General features: G+C 34.0%; 16 protein-coding genes. 4 read left to right on the forward strand and 12 right to left on the reverse strand.

Annotation, left to right across the window (positions count from 1 at the left end; genetic code table 11):
* Positions 1–191 precede the first annotated feature (191 nt).
* Both IRZ80_RS16760 and dinB read right to left on the reverse strand, forming a co-directional pair.
* On the reverse strand, positions 192–3,263 hold the full coding sequence (locus IRZ80_RS16760) for a DNA polymerase III subunit alpha (RefSeq protein ID WP_194642750.1): 3,072 nt from the start codon (positions 3,261–3,263) through the stop codon (positions 192–194).
* 23 nt (positions 3,264–3,286) lie between these two features.
* The gene (gene dinB / locus IRZ80_RS16765; RefSeq protein ID WP_194642760.1) at positions 3,287–4,468 is read right to left on the reverse strand and encodes a DNA polymerase IV; all 1,182 of its coding nucleotides are present in this window, start codon (positions 4,466–4,468) and stop codon (positions 3,287–3,289) included.
* A gap of 85 nt (positions 4,469–4,553) precedes the next feature.
* On the opposite strand from dinB, the gene IRZ80_RS16770 reads away from it, so the two are divergent.
* The 3 genes from IRZ80_RS16770 (at position 4,554) to xseB (ending at position 7,147) form a co-directional block, all read left to right on the forward strand.
* A complete protein-coding gene (locus tag IRZ80_RS16770) occupies positions 4,554–5,324 on the forward strand; it encodes an XRE family transcriptional regulator (protein ID WP_194642762.1) in 771 nt (256 codons plus the stop codon).
* Positions 5,325–5,523: 199 nt separating this feature from the next.
* Entirely contained in the window at positions 5,524–6,963 is a 1,440-nt protein-coding gene (xseA, locus tag IRZ80_RS16775; protein ID WP_194642764.1) for an exodeoxyribonuclease VII large subunit, read from the forward strand.
* Positions 6,938–7,147 (forward strand): exodeoxyribonuclease VII small subunit, encoded by a 210-nt coding sequence (xseB, locus tag IRZ80_RS16780; protein WP_194642767.1) that lies wholly within the window; start codon positions 6,938–6,940, stop codon positions 7,145–7,147. Before xseA ends, xseB begins: the two co-directional genes overlap by 26 nt.
* A gap of 245 nt (positions 7,148–7,392) precedes the next feature.
* Here the strand turns inward: xseB and IRZ80_RS16785 are convergent, their stop codons facing one another.
* The 8 genes from IRZ80_RS16785 to IRZ80_RS16820 all read right to left on the reverse strand — a co-directional run bounded on the left by IRZ80_RS16785 (position 7,393) and on the right by IRZ80_RS16820 (position 14,388).
* Complete coding sequence (locus IRZ80_RS16785; protein WP_194642817.1) at positions 7,393–8,256, reverse strand: restriction endonuclease; 864 nt, start codon at positions 8,254–8,256, stop codon at positions 7,393–7,395.
* A 216-nt stretch (positions 8,257–8,472) separates the two neighbouring features.
* Positions 8,473–9,060, reverse strand: a complete 588-nt coding sequence (locus tag IRZ80_RS16790) for a hypothetical protein (RefSeq protein WP_194642769.1) — start codon at positions 9,058–9,060, stop codon at positions 8,473–8,475.
* Between the two features lie 185 nt (positions 9,061–9,245).
* Positions 9,246–10,334, reverse strand: a complete 1,089-nt coding sequence (locus tag IRZ80_RS16795) for an SIR2 family protein (protein WP_228520938.1) — start codon at positions 10,332–10,334, stop codon at positions 9,246–9,248.
* Between the two features lie 43 nt (positions 10,335–10,377).
* Entirely contained in the window at positions 10,378–11,019 is a 642-nt protein-coding gene (locus IRZ80_RS16800; protein WP_194642771.1) for a hypothetical protein, read from the reverse strand.
* Between the two features lie 202 nt (positions 11,020–11,221).
* Entirely contained in the window at positions 11,222–11,713 is a 492-nt protein-coding gene (locus tag IRZ80_RS16805) for a hypothetical protein (RefSeq protein WP_194642773.1), read from the reverse strand.
* A 12-nt stretch (positions 11,714–11,725) separates the two neighbouring features.
* On the reverse strand, positions 11,726–12,292 hold the full coding sequence (locus tag IRZ80_RS16810; RefSeq protein ID WP_194642775.1) for a C39 family peptidase: 567 nt from the start codon (positions 12,290–12,292) through the stop codon (positions 11,726–11,728).
* A 341-nt stretch (positions 12,293–12,633) separates the two neighbouring features.
* Positions 12,634–13,923: a hypothetical protein gene (locus tag IRZ80_RS16815; protein WP_194642777.1), complete on the reverse strand. Its 1,290-nt coding sequence runs from the start codon at positions 13,921–13,923 to the stop codon at positions 12,634–12,636.
* A gap of 18 nt (positions 13,924–13,941) precedes the next feature.
* Positions 13,942–14,388 (reverse strand): hypothetical protein, encoded by a 447-nt coding sequence (locus tag IRZ80_RS16820; protein ID WP_194642779.1) that lies wholly within the window; start codon positions 14,386–14,388, stop codon positions 13,942–13,944.
* A 530-nt stretch (positions 14,389–14,918) separates the two neighbouring features.
* On the opposite strand from IRZ80_RS16820, the gene IRZ80_RS16825 reads away from it, so the two are divergent.
* Entirely contained in the window at positions 14,919–15,683 is a 765-nt protein-coding gene (locus tag IRZ80_RS16825; protein ID WP_194642781.1) for a S1/P1 nuclease, read from the forward strand.
* 557 nt (positions 15,684–16,240) lie between these two features.
* Here the strand turns inward: IRZ80_RS16825 and IRZ80_RS16830 are convergent.
* Positions 16,241–17,932, reverse strand: coding sequence for a DUF2075 domain-containing protein (locus IRZ80_RS16830; protein ID WP_194642783.1), 1,692 nt, complete (start codon positions 17,930–17,932; stop codon positions 16,241–16,243).
* The gene (locus tag IRZ80_RS16835) at positions 17,929–18,258 is read right to left on the reverse strand and encodes a nucleotide pyrophosphohydrolase (RefSeq protein ID WP_194642785.1); all 330 of its coding nucleotides are present in this window, start codon (positions 18,256–18,258) and stop codon (positions 17,929–17,931) included. Before IRZ80_RS16835 ends, IRZ80_RS16830 begins: the two co-directional genes overlap by 4 nt.

The raw sequence follows: 18,258 nt of genomic DNA on the forward strand, positions 1-18,258 counted from the left end.
GTTATTAAAAATAGTACTGTTTAAGAGCCTGTTTAAATTTTATTTTTGAGATTTATTATTAGATGATTTTTGAGTGAAACTAGGCAGATTTTTATAAAATAGCAGAGCTATTGTATAAAAATTTAACGAAGTTGTAGCCAAAAATCGTCATAAGAGAGCCAATAAATAAAACGTAAACAGGCTCTTATAGTTCATATGTCTATTTTTTTTTCGTTCAGTTCGATTCTATGTCTAGGAATGTTAATCTCATGTTCCTGCGGATATGGTTCACGATGAGTGCTGCTGATATCTTCCCTAATTTGATTTTGCGTTTTGAACTGATCTTTAGAATCTTTATATCTCGGATCAGGAATGAAAGGCATTTTTGCCATTTTGGTTATGGTGATTGTAGGGAAGTGATAATCTACTTCAACAGTACCTAAGAGTAGATAACAGCCACCGCCCAAGAAAGGATAATGAACCAGAGAGTCGGGGAAGTGGGCTGTGTCAAAATAAGAACCTTCATAATCAATCCAAGTCCCAAAGTACATCGTTCCTCTTTTGGTTGGTACCTGTTTTCGGGATATAAGATAGGCGAGCATGCGGACTTGTTTTTTGTGAAGGAGGTGAAGGTCTTTTGCCATAATATCGCCACGGTTCTTGGTCTGCAACAGATCAAAAGGGGTACAGGATACAGGGAAACTCAGCAGTTCAATTTCATCAAAAGCGTCTTCAAACGAAGAACGCTCCAGAGTAGGGAGTTTGTATTCTTTAACCGGTTCCTGTAGTAGTAAATTTCTGTTTTCGGGTTTGTAATTATTCATCAGCAGACTGGCGATAATCAGTAGCTGGTTTTTGGTCTTGCCGGTAAAGCGGAAAGCGCCTATAAAAATTAATATTTTAATTCCTTCAATACCTATTGGGACTCGGTTAATGAAATCTTCCAGAGACCGAAATTCACCATTTTTATTGCGGTCCGAGATTATGAATGAAGCCATTTTATATTGAAGACTTTCCAAATGCATGAAACCTAAATAGACTTCAGTACCATAGAGCGTAGTTTCATACTCACTTTTGTTCACGCAGGGATTATGAATGGAGCCTCCAGCCATCCGCGCTTCGTGTACATAGACTTCTGTCCGATAAAAACCGCCTTGGTTATTAATGACAGCCACCATGAATTCGACAGGATAATGTACTTTTAGGTATAAGCTTTGATAACTTTCAACTGCATAAGATGCGGAATGTGCTTTACAGAAGGAATAGCCAGCAAAGGATTCAATCTGTCTGTATATTTCTTCGCTCAGCTTCAAAGGATGTCCTTTTTGCAGACAGCTGGCAAAGAAATTGTCTTTGACTTTCTGCAGTGCCTCTTTTGAACGGCCTTTACCGCTCATGGCACGGCGCAGTATGTCGCCGTCAGCTGCGGGAAGTCCGCCATAATGCAAAGCAATCTTAATGACATCTTCCTGATAAACCATAATGCCGTAGGTTTCACCCAGCTGTTCTTTGAATACTTCATGAAAGTACTCGAATCTGTCGGGATGATTGTGGCGAAAAATGTATTCCTTCATCATACCTGACTGTGCCACGCCAGGGCGTATGATTGATGAAGCGGCAACTAGTGTTTTGTAATTATCGCAATTCAGACGGCGCAGTAATCCCCGCATAGCTGGGCTTTCAATATAAAAACAACCAATGGTCCTGCCTTGTGCTAAATAGCTGTTGGCTGAAGCTTCATCCTTGGAGAGGCAAGTGTCGCGGATATTCACTCGGATTCCTCTGTTTTTCTCTATGAGTTTTACGCTGTCATCAATATGCCCAATACCACGCTGGCTCAGTATGTCAAATTTTTCGAAGCCGATGTCTTCGGCAATATGCATATCAAAGAGTACAATAGGAAATCCTTTGGGAGGCATTTCCAATGGGGTGAAATTGGTAATAGGTTCTTCGGAGATTATAATTCCGCAGGAATGCATACTGCGCTGATTAGGGTACTTCTCCAGTAACATTCCATATTCCTGAACGAGTTTTACAATGTTGTTTGTCTGGTGTAATTTTATTGGATTTTTAGCCAGCATATCTAATTCTTCTTTGGGCAGTCCAAAGACTTTACCCACTTCTCGAAAAATGGAACGGTATTTAAATTCGACATTAGTACCACAAAAAGCGACATGGTCACGACCGTAACGGTTGAAGATGTATTCTAAAATTACGTCGCGTTCTTTCCAGCTCCAATCAATGTCGAAATCAGGCGGACTCTTGCGGTTGAGATTCAAAAAGCGCTCAAAATATAAATCCAGTTCTAACGGACAGATATCGGTAATGCCTAGGCAGTAGGCAATGATGCTGTTTGCACCGCTGCCACGGCCGATGTGCATAAAACCCCTGCTGTTGCTGTAACGGATAATATCCCAAGTAATTAAAAAATAACCGCTGAATTGGAGTTGGTCAATCACTTTAAGTTCTTTCTCAACACGTGCTTTTGCCAGACTATTGTCTTTTCCATATCGCCATAAAAGTCCCTGACAGGCCAGAGTAGTTAATAATGCTAAATCGCTTTCCTGATTGTTAGTATAGAACTTTTTATTTCTAGGGGTATTGAATTCAAATGTAAAATCACACAAATCCATTACTGTTTGCGTATTGGAAATGATTTGCGGATATTCTTTATAGGCTTCCAAAAGAGATTCTAAAGGCAGCATTACTTCAGAAGTTTTGCAGTAATCTGAAGAAGTGAGTTTGGAAAGAATGCGGTTAGTATCTATAGCCCGCAGAATCTTATGAAGATTAAATTCTCTTTTTGTCCTAAAGGTTACAGGCTGGAGAATAATCATTTTTGAAATTTTGCTTTTCCATTCCAATAGAAAAAGTTTAGGGAGTTCTTCTGGACGAATTCCAATATACTCGTTTTCCCGAAGCGTTGCGGGAGCCTGTTCCAACGAATACATGACAAACACATCATTAAATTCGGGAGCAATAATAGGCAAGGGCACTCCACTGAAATTGTGGGTAGTCAAAAAACGGTTCATTTCGGCAAGTCCATTGGCATTTTTAGCCAGACCGATGTACCGTAATTGATGCATGCAGCGAAACTCAATGCCAACAACGGGTTTAATAGCTGCAGCAGCACATCCCTTTATAAAATCATAAATTCCTGTCACAGTATTGACATCGGTAAGTGCCATAGTTTTTACCTCACAAGTGACTGCCTGCCCAATGAGTTCCTCAAGGGGAATGGTGCCATAGCGTAATGAGTGAAAAGAATGACAGTTGAGGTACATGGGCAGGGTTTGTGTTAAAGACTTTAGTATTTACGTTTTAAAATTTCATCTTTGGTATTGGGTTTAAAAGAAGCCCCTGCGCAGCGCATTACTGCATCAAAACCGTAACGGCTTTTCATTTTATCCATAGCCTGATACAAAGACAGCATTTCTTCAGTATCTTCAAAAAGGTTGATCTGGTACGTACCGCGGACGAGTCCGCTGAAACGTATTCCAATCAGTCGCAGTCGCATGCGGCGCTGGTAGAGTTTGTCAAACAGGTCCGTAACCGTATTTGTCAGTATATGGTCGGCAGAAGTATACTGCACACGGCATTGCTTGGTCTCGGTGTCAAAATTGGCATATCGTATTTTAATAACGACCGTTGATGTAAGCCACTGCTCTGACCGTAACTGAAAAGCCAGTTTTTCGACCATGCCCAACAGTATTCGTTTAAGTTTTGGGATGTCGATTGTATCCTGCGTGAACGTATGCTCTGTTGATATGGACTTTCTTTCGGTGTAGGGCTCTACTGGATTGTTGTCTATGCCATTGGCTTTTTTCCATAGTTCTGTGCCATTTTTTCCTATCATCTGCTGTAGCACTTCAGCGGGCATTTGTGAGAGGGTCTGAATAGTGCGGATGCCTATTCTAGATAGCAGCTGGAACGTTTTGTCGCCAACCATCGGTATTTTTTGAATTGATAATGGATTTAAAAAGGACTGCACTAAATGTTCTGGTATTTCCAGATTCTGTTTTTGCTTTCCTTCGCCTGTTCCAATTTTAGAAACGGTTTTATTGACAGACAGTGCAAAGGTCAGGGGCAGGCCTGTTTCTTTTGTAATGGTTTTTGCAAGCTCATCAGTCCACTTGTAGCTGCCATAAAATTTGTCCATTCCAGTAATGTCAAGATAAAACTCATCAATGCTGGCTTTCTCGACAACCGGTGCATTTTCCTGAATGATTTCTGTAATGGTATGCGATAATTTAGAATACAGTTCCATATCGCCTTTCATTACTTTTGCTTGAGGGCAAAGCCTCGTAGCCATAGCAATTGGCATAGCCGAACGCACTCCAAATTTTCTGGCTTCGTAAGAGCAGGAAGCGACAACACCTCTTTCGCCACCGCCAATAATCAGTGGTATTCCGTTCAATTCAGAGTTTGTCAGCCTTTCACAGGATACAAAAAAGGTATTCATATCAATATGCACAATTGCCCGTGTCATTTTTCTTTGTTTTAGAGAAACAAAATTAGTATAAATTGTAACATTTTTTAATATATTTGTTGTTACAAATTGTAACAAAATTATTATGTCCTTATTTTCAGACAATATCAGAACGCTTCGAACAAGGCATAAGATATCGCAGGAGAAACTTGCCGAGTGCCTATGCATTACAAGGGGCAGGTATGTTAAGTATGAAGATGGCACATCGGAGGCTCCATACGATATTTTGAAGAAAATAGCGCATTATTACCATATCAGTATTGATTTATTATTGTCTGTGGATGTGCGTAAAATTGACACCGAAGACCTGCTGAAATTGGAAAACAACCGATTGGTGCTTCCCATTATGGTAGATAGGGAAGGAGAGAATTTCATTGAAGTAGTAACCCAAAAAGTAAAGGCTGGATACTTAAACGGTTATGCCGATCCCGAATATATTGAGAGCCTGCAGCAGATTTCCCTTCCTTTTTTAGGACTTGGCAAGCACAGAGGATTTCCGGTGGAGGGAGACTCAATGCCACCGCATCAGGACGGTTCCATCATCATTGGCCGTTATGTGGAATCATTAGGCGAAGTGCTTGATGGCAAGACCTACATATTCATCACTAAAAATGAGGGGATGGTTTATAAGCGTTTGAACAAAAACAAAAAGAACACGTTTGTTCTGGAATCCGACAATCGGCTTTACCCCAGCTATGAAGTTAAGACTTCTGATGTATTGGAGATTTGGGAATACGAATGCAGTATTGGGCGAAGCGACAGGCTGCCTAGAATTTCAGAACCCGTAAGCGTTGAAAAAATGCTGTTGGAATTAAAACGCGATATCTCAGAAATAAAGGGTAGCCTCAAGATATAAGGATAGCCGATTTATAGATTTGCAGAACATTCATTCTTTTCACATAAATAAAAAGCAATCATTTTTAAGCAGGAATTCTTTAAATACTGGTTACTATATGCTGTGTTATTTTACTTTTGTAAGTTTACATACTGCAGTAGTTATCATCTTAAAAAAGCGAGTGAAATTTTTTGATTAATCAGGCATATTTTTAAAATATTTGGAAACAGCAAATCACATAAAACTCTCCGAGCTTAATGGTATTATTTTAGAGACTATTAAAAATAAATTCAGTACTGTTAAATATTGGATAGTTGCTGATGTCACTAATCATTCCTATAAGGCAGATAAAAAATATCATAATTTTGATTTAGTTGAAAAGGACAATAATTCTAATAATATAATTGCAAAAATTGCTGGAAAGGCTTGGGGTAATGGCTCGATGAGGATTTCAGATTTTGAAAAGAACACTGGACAGAAATTCACAAATAATATAAATGTTCTTGTTCAGGTGTCAGTTGAATACCATCCTTTGTATGGTCTTTCGGTTAATGTAATTGATATTGACACCAGCTTTACGCTTGGTCTTTTAGAGCAGAAAAGAAATCAGACGCTCCAGAGATTAGTCCTCGAAAATGAATTCATCAAAAAAACTGGAGAATATTATCAAACGAGAAATAGTCAGCTCAAATTAAAAAGTGTCATACAAAAAATAGCATTATTATCCTCTGTAAATTCTGCAAGCGGTGAAGATTTTAAGCATACTTTAGAAGTCAATAATTTTGGTTATAAATTTTTCATTGATGATTACCACACCATTGTCCAGGGAGAGAGTAACTCAAAATTATTTTTAGATAAATTAATTGAAATTTATAATTCTAAAATAGATTATGATGCAATTGTCATAACAAGAGGGGGCGGTGCCCAGACAGATTTTCTTATTTTTGATGATTATCAGATAGGAAGAGCTGTAGCTAAATTTCCAATACCGATTATTACCGGCATCGGACATCAAAAAAACATTACAATAGTTGATTTAATGGCCCATACACAGACCAAAACGCCAACTAAGGCAGCAGAATTTATTATAGCGCACAATAGGAATTTTGAACAAAACATGTTATCATTTCAAAAGTCTATTTTAATTAAATCACAGCAAATATTTTTGGTTAATTTTCAATTATTAGGATGGCTTAATAGCTCAATTGTAAATAATGCGAGAAACATCCTTGCTCATAAGAAGGATGAAATTGTTTCGATTAATCAAGTTGCGATAAACAATTCGAAATCTATATTATTTAATCACAGGAGAAATCTTGTCCACACTTCGTCGCAAATTCTCGCAAAGCCTAAAATTATTCTATACAATAGGATTAATGACATAAAAAATACAATCAGTAATTTAAAAACATTCAGCAGTCAATATCAAAAAAGCAAAAGAGGCGATTTAGGGCACTATATTTCAATGATCAAGATGATGGCTCCTGAAAACATTTTGAAAAAGGGATATGCAATTGTTAAGGTCAATAATAAAATAACGAGCAATCCCTGCGACATAAAAATTGGAAGCGATATTGATATTATGCTTTCCGATACAATTATTAAAACAACCGTTAAACAAAAAACATTCTACAATGGAAAAGATAAAACTAACTTATGAAGAGGCTTATAAAGAACTGGCTCTAATTGCTTCTGAGATCGAAAACGAAACAATTTCTGTTGATATACTTGCCATTAAGGTAAAAAGAGCATCGGATCTAATCACTTTTTGTCAAACTAAGCTCAAATCGACAGAAGCGGAAGTAAACAAAATTATTGCTCAAATGGAAAATTCAAATCAGTAATAATCTTAAAATAGACACTGTCCCAAAAACTGGGAAAATGACAATAATTTCAAATTTTATGAATATTGCATTGTTACACCAGCATATAATACTCTTTTAGGCATAGTTTGGGAAGGAACTATAATAAGCTAATTTCTATCTTAATTCATAGCTTTATAATGCTTTATATCTCTTCTCTGGCAAATAATGGCAAACGCTATTTATTCTATTTACTAGATTAAAAACTTCCATGAGTCATTTTAAAGTTATATTTTTTTATGTTCTATAATTAATCCATTTTCCGAAAAAGAAAATGTTCGCTCGTCAAAAATAGATTTCATTAGTAACCACACTTTATCGACTAGGGTAAATTCTAAATTCTTGTGATAATCATTTTGAGTTAATTTCCCTGTAATAGTAACCTCTTCAAATGGAATGCTTTCACTTATGCCTCGTCTAAAAAGATGACTTTTCGGTAGTTTATAGCTTTTTGTTATTTCAATATTCATCTCCTTTTGATCTGCTATATTTAAACGAAAATCAGTTACATAATCATAAAAGGGAACGCGTTTTCCATCTTTTAGTAAAATAAAATAGTTGAACAGATCAAATTCATCTTGTACGTCTAAGTAGCGATTATTGCCAAGATTGATTTGTAAAAGTTTCGGACGAGTAGCTGTGATGTTTAAATTAATTGGCAAAGTTGCAATCTCGATTTCCTTTGGGGCAGATTCATGGTCTTTGTCGGTTGATTCTCTTAATTCAACAAGGCCAATATTTTTAAATTTTGCATATTCCAGACCATCTTTTGTAAAACCACTCTTTGTCACTATGACTCCTTTGCTTATGTCAGCATCCTCAATAATTGATGAAACTTTCATTACAATGTCCTTATTGATCTTTTCTTTCCAGTATTTACACTCGATAGCAGTTTTATAGGTATGAATTCCATCGGAATGTGTCGTTAAAACATCAATTTGATGACTTATGCCAGATTTTCCATTTACTTTACAATTATTGCCATAACCTTTTATTTTTACACCCGATTCTTTACCTAAAGTTTCATAGATATATTTAGTAATCTCCTCGTATTTTTTCCAATCTAAGTTATTGTTTCCTGGTATTTTTATTCAATTAAAGATTCAGCGATTCAAGGTATTTCAGATAACATTCTGGTAGTACAGCGGGTTTGGTACTTAATTAAGCTCATTATTTGGATTTGCTACGATAGCGAATACGAAGTAAATCATCCCAAATACAAAGCCAACTTCCCATTAAGCCAATGCCCCCACCCGAGGCTGTAAGCCGAACGGACGAAGTAAATCCGTTGAAGCTTTTAGCAGTATTTATTTTTCTCTGCGTAGTTTTAAACTTTTTAATTTATTATTAATTGAATAAAATAGTCCGACGAAAACTAAAAACACAATGATTTTTAAAAATAATGAGAGTACCAAATTCGAAGGGTAAATTCCAGTTTCATTATACATTGTCCAAGAACTTGGGAGGTAATCTCGATGAAACGCTGTAATTATTATAATCATTCTTTCTATTGATATCATCAATAAAATACTAAATAATATTCGCAGAAAAATATTTCTTCTAATAGTGTTGAATCGTAACAATTGGGTAATTAATACCCAAAGTAAAGGTTGAATCCAAAATCCAAACCAATATTTCCCAAACATTCTGTTTAAAAGTTCGGCTTTGTCGTCTTGGCTCAGGATATTTAATTCAGCAAATATTCCGATAATCCACAATAGTAAATAGAGTATTCCAACAAAGGAAATAAAGCGATTAGATTCTTCATCAATGTTTTTGATAATAGGTTTTTTAATAAATATTGAGGTAATAAAGTATAGGAAAGTAAATAACCCAAAAGCTGTAAAAAAATCTATTTGAATTAATTGTAATGTAAAAATTATTTCTTCTATCATTATTACGCTATTTAATTTTTTGAATTGTTGGCTAAACAGCTAACGTTACTAGTACGGCGGGTTTGGGACTAAATTAAGCCCATTATTCTGATTTGCCAAATCATCACAAATAAAAAAACCGGCTTCCCATTAAGCCAATTGCCCAAATCTGTTGCCATTCTATTTTAAAGTCGTACTTGGGATCATTACATTACAATTTTCGGGTCACTTGCGAATTCTTCAAAACCAAAATCTGTATAGTTTACATTATGTCCTAAAAACCTTTGGAATCGTAATTTTTCTTCATTCTTAATTTCAGTTTTCTTTCCTTTATGATTGTTTATCACAGTAATTTTTAAAGATTGAGGATTTCTTCTGTTCTTTTGAATTCTCTTTATCAAATATTTTATGTGAATGTCTGCATCAGGAAAAGAGTAGCCACAAAAAATTAAATGGTCAACTTCCGACAATTCATTTTCGGCTCTATTCCACACTTGACTTAAAAATACTTTTGACAAGTCTTTATAAAATGTTGGTGGAACTATTATTGGAGAGTATACGGTTTGGCATTTTTGACAATATGAAGAAGAAGGGTTAACCATTAAAGTGTAAACACCTTTTTCATATGGCGTAATTCTAAGGTTGTTACAAGTCGGACAATATAGCCAATTCAAAGAGCCGTGTAATTTAAGCAGTTTTATACTCCCTAAATCAGGTCTTTCAAAAGTGCCTTCTCGAAAATTCACAAAGTCAACACCATAGTCCACCTTGTCGTTTGGGTAAAGGTCAAGTATTGCGTTGTCGCATAAAATGTCATAGTTGGTAGTTAAAAATATTGTGTTTGCTAAGTCTCCATTTGATTTGAGTTTTCTAATAAGCTTCCTATGAATATTTTTACTTGTTCTTAAACTATTATCAATTATGTCAGCCATTAAATAAACCAAATACAATCTTAAAAACTTTATTCGTCCGCTATTACTCTCAAAATTTATGTTTGTGAAGTCCTTAAATGATTCATTCTTTAAGTCAGCTAAATCAAGGACACCAAGAGCTTCTTCAAAAGTTGGAAATAGTGCATTATCAAGATTGCCATTATCAACATTAATGTCGAACATTAAAGCAAAAAAAGTTGCTAATTCTCGTTCGTGTTCAGGTGTGGCATATCTGCTACGAGTCCGAATTAGATTGAAATAGTCCTTAAACAAATTTGTTTGGATTGGTGCTCCTTCGGCAGCCGAAGCACCTGCACCTAAAAATATTGCTGTTTTCAATTTATCTTTTTTTGATTTAGCCATTTGTGTGTTTGTCTTGCCTCTTACAGTTGTTATTGCCTGCGCATTAAATATTCGAAGGCCCTATACCAAATTTATATAATTTTTGACCTAATTCAACTATTACAAAGTTAGAACCTTCTCGAAGACCAATGCCGGAAGCAATTATTAGTGCTTCATCTGGCGGACTTTGGATAATTGTGCTTCGCCAATACGGTTGATTAGACATTTCTTTTAAGAGGAAAAAGCATTTTGGATGAATGTTGTCTAATATATATGATAAATCCGAAAATTCAGCCCAAGATAAATTATCATTGATATGAGCTAAAACAAGATTTGCTAAAATTTTAGACTTTTCAATTTGTAAAAACCTTTCGTTTAATACTAATATAGTTTCAACAATTTCATCTCTATATTTATTGTCAGAATTAAATTTGTACAAAAATTGATTAAACTTCGTATCGTCAATTTCTCCACTATTAAATTCTTGAAAGAAAGTGATGATTTTCTTTACGTTACGGCGAGCCAAAATTGAACTTCCAATATTGTAAAAAGAAGTTATAATACCCATAAACGGAATATCTTTTATAATTCCATCTTTCATGAAGTGATCAATTCCAAATTCAAAAATGTCTTTTTCTAGACTAAATGATCTTGTAGTAAGTTCTTCTGACACCCAGTTTGTAATATCTGTTGAATTATTTTTCATGTTTTAAATATGTTTGAAATTTACGTAGGGGGCAGTCTCATAGCCTCTAACGTTTCCTATACTACAGTGGGTTTGGTACTTAATTAAGCCCATTATTCGGATTTGCTACCCGATAGCGAATACGAAGTAAATCATCCCAAATACAAAACCATCTTTAAATTCAGCCTAAAAACCCAATCCCGCCAAGCTGTTAGCGGTAGTTTTACTTATATTTGCCAAGAACAGTCTTTCCCATTTGGGTATTCGGGTCAATTTGCGTTACCATATAACCGTCAGGGTCGTACGATTGATAATTATTAGTAGTCGTGTTAGCCGGCTTGTCTTGTTGAACTTGTGATACGAGATTTTCAACTTTACTTTGATTATAAGGATTGTAAACGTTTTGACAAGCTCCCATAAAAGCTCCGCCATACCAACAACCACTAATGTAGCCGTAATATCTTGACATCAAAACACCTGCCCCATTATAAAATCCTGCATTGAAACTACCGTAATAGAATGAGCCATCAGCCCAATAAAACGTCCCAGTTCCATTGGCATAACCATTATAAACTTGTCCTTGATAGTAGCCATTGGGATAGTATATGATACCTAGCCCTGCATAGCCAGCATAACCCTGACTGTAGATTTGTCCATTTGTTTTAAGAATACTTAAAAAGAATAGCAGTGCGATAGTGAAGATTGCTTTTTTCATTTATATTTTGATTTAATGAGTTACATGAACGATGCAATTTATTCTACTTGTAAAATCACTCCAGCTTAATTCCTTTTTTGATGGGTTTGTTGGCCACGGGTCTCTTAGAGTAACTTTATATGGGATTTTTGTTCCGTTGGAATTTCTTGTGTAATAGATTGCAGTAAGTACATAAGCATGACCCATATTTTGTCCAGGCATATTAAGTCCTATTACAACTGGGTATTTGTATGCTAAAGCATTAATCAAATCGCTTGCAGATGGTGAACTCTCTTGCCAAGCTTCTAAAGTAGTTCCATTATAATTCCAACCATTTGCAGCATTTGTCATTACATAGCAATCAGCACCTCTATTTACAAGCTGTCCAAATGCTTTTATCACAATGTTGTCTTGACTTACTTTAATACCTTGATAGTTTAAAACCATTTGAATACAAGCTGCCCAACACCAATTATCATATTCCTGTCGTGCAGCATAATATTGAAAAATGTCTGACTTGATTGCAGCACAATATGAGCCGTCAGGAAATTGATATACTTCACCTGTTTGTTGTCCGAATGATACTGTTGAAGTTATCACGGCAATCAATATTGTAAAAAGATATTTTTTCATTTTAGTCAAATCTATGAGTTCGTTTTAAATTTTTACAACAATTTTTTTGGCTGTCTATTTTTACCATTTGTTCATGTTTTCCAGTGTCAGCCAAAATTACCACTAATGTCAGTCTGTGAAAAAACTAAAATCAGCTTCTTGAGAATCTCATATTTGATTTTTTTCTTTGGTACCCCTTCGAATACTTTTTAAATTTGAGGAGGTTTTTTCACAGCCTGACGTTTAACAGCTACAAGAAGTTGGCGGTTTTCACCACAAATGTGTCTGCGGAGTACTTAACCTCCAATTTCTTGTAGGAGTAGCTATTCTTATGCTTCATCTCGAGTAATCATAGTAATTGTTGATGCAGTCGCTGATAAAATGTCGGGGTTAATTTTAAGAAGTTCTGGTTTATTGTATAGGTCAGATAAAAGTGTTGATTTAATTAAATTGTTGTCGATGTGAATAGGTTTGTCAATACTAAGTCTAGAAGCAAAACTTTTATTAAATATCTCGTCACCAATTTTAATAAAGCCTAATGCTTTAGTATCGAATTTCGTATCTGTCTCACCGTTTAATATGTTAGCGAAAATATTTTTTGTGGCAGTTACTTCTACTGCATCAACAAGTGGATTTACAGATGCTTCATAAGCCTTCCTTTCTTCTTCAAATTTAGTCGAATAAAATGCTGTAAGTTGTTTTATTTGAGGTACTATTAAGTCTGCACATCTTCTAACATCTAGTAAAACAGATTGAAAGGTTTCTTTTGCTTTTGGTAAATTATTTTGCCAAATATGATTTTGGGCTTCTTCAAAAAGTTGGTGAAAACTAAAAGTTGTATAATCATTTCTTGTGTCAGATTTTACAATTTTATAAAGCAAATAATCATTGTCAGAATAAATTTTTAAATTGCTTTTGTTGTCTCCAAAATATAGTTGCTCGTCTTTAATCCAAAATTTACTTGAGTTAATTGATGTCTGGTCAGCCCTAATAATAATATAATAACCAGGAACGAAACTGTTAGTTGGGTTTGTTCTTGGATCAGCGAAAGAATTTCTCTGACCTAAGCGAAATTGCATCTGGTCACCCATATCAAAAAAACTTTCAATTCCATCTGTTAGTGGTCCAGAAATATTTACATAGCTTGTCAATTTTGTGCTGTCAAAAACTTTCGCAACAGTTTCTAAAAGTCCTAATGCTTGTTTAGCCCAATCTTTTGTTTTTACTCTAAACAAACCCAAAAATAAGGTTATGTCGTCACCTATGTATGGAGTTGGGCCGACAACTCTTGTATTTTTATACCTTATTCTTTCATCTCCTTCAAGTTGACCAATGCCATTTAGTAAACTTGGTCCAATAACGAAAGGAAAATTGTCACGTTTTTTATTGTAAATAAATTCCGTCAATACAACAGTTAATGGGTTGTATTCATTCCAATATTCACGTTTGTCTTTTAAAAATTGTTCGGCAATTCTAATTTCAAAGTATGCTTCGTTTGCTTTGAAAGGAGTGGAATCAAATTCAAAATCAACAATTCTTTCCTTTGGAATTTGAAATGATGGAGGAGTTACTGCTGGTGAATGGACCAGTCTATTCCAGAAATCTGATATTTTTGACATTTTTATATTATTTAAAAGTTAAACAAATTTTTCGGCTAATTCACCAATCACCCAAGGTGCAGTATTATCTTCTTCACCTTCATTAGTATTGTCCATGTGCGTAAACTCCCATTTTCCATCTAAAAAATCGGCTGGCTGAGTGCTTTCGTGAACCAAAGTATTAACCGCTGTTTTTAAATCATTACTAAAACAACGGGTATTAATTTTTATCAAGGTGGCACTTACCGTTGTTACATTAACACAAGTTAGTGGTCGAAATGGATTAAAACTCCAATAAGTTTTTATTTGAATATCTTGGTTTGCCTTTCTAAGAATATCAGCTATTTGGGCTGATGTCAATTTAGTGTTGTCAAACTGTGGTAACTTCTCTACTTGGCTCCAAAATGCAGGATTACTTAAAATTTCATTTGCTTTGTCAACAGCATATTTAATGTTGGATTGACTTCCTTTAAAAATAAGTTTCATTTATTAGAGTATTAATTGTTAAATATATAAATTATTACTTACAATAATAAGTAGTAAATAGCATCAGTTGTTTGGTGTAGTGTTTCGCTATAATAGCACATAACGCCAGGCTTTGAACAAACTCAAATTTACCTCTTGAGAATCTCATATTTGAGATTTTTCTTAGGTAGCCCTCCGAATACTTTCTAAATTTAAAGTAGCTTTTTCCAAGACTGACGTTCTAGACAAATCTTTACTGCTCTATATTTTTTTTCAGCCAATTTGGACACTTGTCCGAGAAAATGATCATTTATAAATAGCAATATTTGGTAATCTACCGAATTAACAACTTCTACTCTCGATTTGAGAAGTATTTGTCATAAAACAAAAAAAAGATGCCACAAAGCATCTTTTGGAAGGTATAGGATTAAGGCGAAGCCAAATTCAAAACTTATAAACCATTTCCATTTTTTCTTTACGGTTTCCCATATTATCAAAAATAAAAAAAAACGTACATTTGTTCTATCTTAAATTTATCAATAATCATTGCTATGAAAAAGTACATTTTATTTCCTGCTCTATGCATTATTTTAGTATTGCCAATTAAAACTTTAGCGTGGGGTAAAAAGGGACACGCTCTAGTTGCTGAAGTAGCTTTTAATTATTTGGACAAAAACACTAAAAAAATCGTTTTGGGTTATCTTGATGGGATGAGTATTGAAGATGCTGCCACGTGGATGGATGATATCAAGGATGATCACAGTTATGATTATATGAAACCTTATCATTATGTAAACATTGATAAAGGAGCCGAAGTTTTTGAAAGATCTGGAAGCAATATTATTTACATTTTAAATCAAACTATTAAAGAATTGCAAAACAATAAAAACTTCACCAAGCAAGAGATAAAAACCAAAATACTAATTGTTTTTCATTTAGTTGGTGACTTACATCAACCCTTGCATATTGGATACGGCTCTGATAAAGGAGGTAATACGGTACAGATAAATTATAAGGGGCAAGGTACAAACCTTCACTCATTTTGGGATTCTGGTATTATATATGACAGAAGCATAACCCTAAAAGACTGTTTGGAAGCCAATAAATTTTCTCCAGCAGCAATGAATAAACTGCAAACTATTGACGTTATTGCCTGGTCTAAAGAATCTCGAAGTTTACTTGATTCTGTTTACAATATGAGAGGAGCAAAAGTAAAGGATGATTATGTACGTGCTAGTGCAGTAATTATTCAAGCTCAAATCCAAAAAGCGGGTATTAGATTGGCGGCAATCTTGAACACCTCCTTTAAGTCATAAAAACAAATACAATATTATAAAGTTTGTTTTCCTGTTTAAAACCTCGTTTAATTTGTTTTTAAACGAGGTTTTTTATTATCACAAATATTTGGGTATGAGTGCGAGCTGAGATGTTCATGAGTCAGGAGACTTTTATCACATTTCCGATTTATAGGAACTTTAAAAAAATCAAAGCCGTGAGGCTTTGCATAGCGCAGCAGCGGACACTTCTTATAGCTTGGTTTGACAGTAATAAAATCCGTGATGTTGGTTGGTATAATGAAGGCAACTTGTCCTGGCGTATCTTCCATTGTCAACATAGTGAGTTAGTGCAAATTTAATTTTAGAGGTGCCGTAATTACTTTCGATGTTGACAATGACACTCATTAAGGGTCAGTGATTTGGCTAGTGACTGTTGAATATGAGACACTTCTGAATTTGAAGCAATGCACGTTACAATTTCTCCCACTTTTTGTATTAGAAATTATCTTTGGATATGTTTTATAGTTCAATTTTTAAGAAATGATTTAACTCTATAGTTGAATTATAATTGTTTCATCTTTATGTAACAGTAAAAGTTAATGCAAAATAATATGCTCCTTCATATAGTTTCTAAGGTTTTCATTGCATACATAAACGAATGTTCCTTTTATTCCTCTATACATTAAAGTTTTATAAATATTGACTATATATTGATGAAGCACCTCAAAATCATGTACGCCATTTTTACCATTTTTATCTTTATAATTTTCCTTGATGACAATTATTTTTTTGGTAATTGGATCATAATCTATTTCATAGCCAAAAATAACACCAATATAATTTAAATCATATCCTTGTGTTGTATGGATACATCCTACTTCGTTTTCTGAATTTTCTGAATTTAACCAATCCTCAGTCACATAATTCCATTGCAATTCTACACCATCAATTTTTATATCAAATTTGCTTTTGTCATTTTTTGATATCCAATCCCATGAAAAACCTGCAACCATTCTACTTAAACCAAACTCTTTTTCTTTAATGGATATTTCATCAACCATACTTTTCAAAGAATCAAATATCTTAAACTCATACCCATCCATTTGAAATTTTTCGACTAAAATATCAACTCTACAATTTAGCAGATTATCCACATAATTAATATAATCACTACCTCCTATTACTCTCATTTGAGAAACTAATTCGATGTTATATGAATGAACCCTTAATTCATCAAAAACCTCTTTTGGTATGTCTGATGGTTTTACTGATTGAGCATCGTCATAAAAAAATATTTGATTTTTGCTTTGTAGTAATATCCAGTCTAATTCTGTTCCATTTTCGTCTAAACCAAGTTTAGCATTGTTTTTATTAAAGCTATCATAGTTAACAATATTCCTTTTTCTTTTTAATCTATGAGCTTCGTCTACAATTAATATATCATATTTTTGTTTTAAAACATCGGACGGTCCTATAACCATATTAGGACTTAATCCCTTAATACTTCTAAAAACAGTTTTTAGTGTTTTTCTTAATGATGTCATAGGTATGACAAGAGCAATTGATGGATTTAAGAATTTATCTTTAATTGTGGATATTAATTTAAAATCCTCACTACTTGATAATTCGTCTTCACTTATATCATAATTTCGATAATCTGTTTTTAATAATTTAATTAGATAAATTGCTAAAATAGTTTTTCCTGTTCCAGCGCTTCCTTTTACAAACGTCCTACAAGGTTCGTCATAGATTAAAATTTGCAATAATTTGGTAACTGCATCATATTGATCTGATGATAACGATTTGTATGGGGAGTATTTAAATAAGTCTGAATTATCTATTTTTTTTAGCACATTGATATTCAAATTTTCTTTTCTTAATTCTACCCATATAGTTTTGAAAATTTCAAAATATAAATCTTTTTGGTAATAATTGTGAAGAGTTAATCCGGCATTGCCGTTTTGTAAAATATATTTCCCATCTGCAGATATGTATTTTATCAAATTATTTTCAATATCTAGCGTTGCTGATTTGTTAAATTTATCTGAAGTTATTAGATGTAAAGTGGACAATTTTAATCTTTCTTCGTTTGTCAAATGATTAAGCATCCGCTTTAATGCATTCGTAGATTCGCCAACATATGCCTCTTTTATTTTATCACTACTAATGATATAGATTAATGGCCATTGGCTCTTTACAAACTTATTATTAGAAATTTCATGAATGGTGTTTTTAGAAAAAGTATACTTCGAAATTAACAAGGTACTACCAAATAAAGGATCTATCATAATTCATTATATTTTTTCGATGTCCCTTTTGCTTTATCAACGGGGTATTTTTCAGCGTTTTTTGCTATTTTTTCAAATACAATTTCTTTAACATCTAATTCAAGTTTATCAGCCAGAAGAAATGCATAAGCAAAGACATCGGCAAGTTCTTCTTTTAATTTTTCCCTGTTTGCATCTTCATAATTCTTCCATAGAAATTGTTCCAACAACTCATTTGATTCTATGCTTAATGCTATTGCTAAATCTTTAGGATTATGAAATTGTTCCCAATCTCTTTCATCTCTAAACTTTGTTAGAACCTTAATTATTTCGCCAAACTCACTCAT

This window comes from Flavobacterium sp. HJJ (assembly GCF_015351475.1).
GTDB lineage: Bacteria > Bacteroidota > Bacteroidia > Flavobacteriales > Flavobacteriaceae > Flavobacterium > Flavobacterium marginilacus.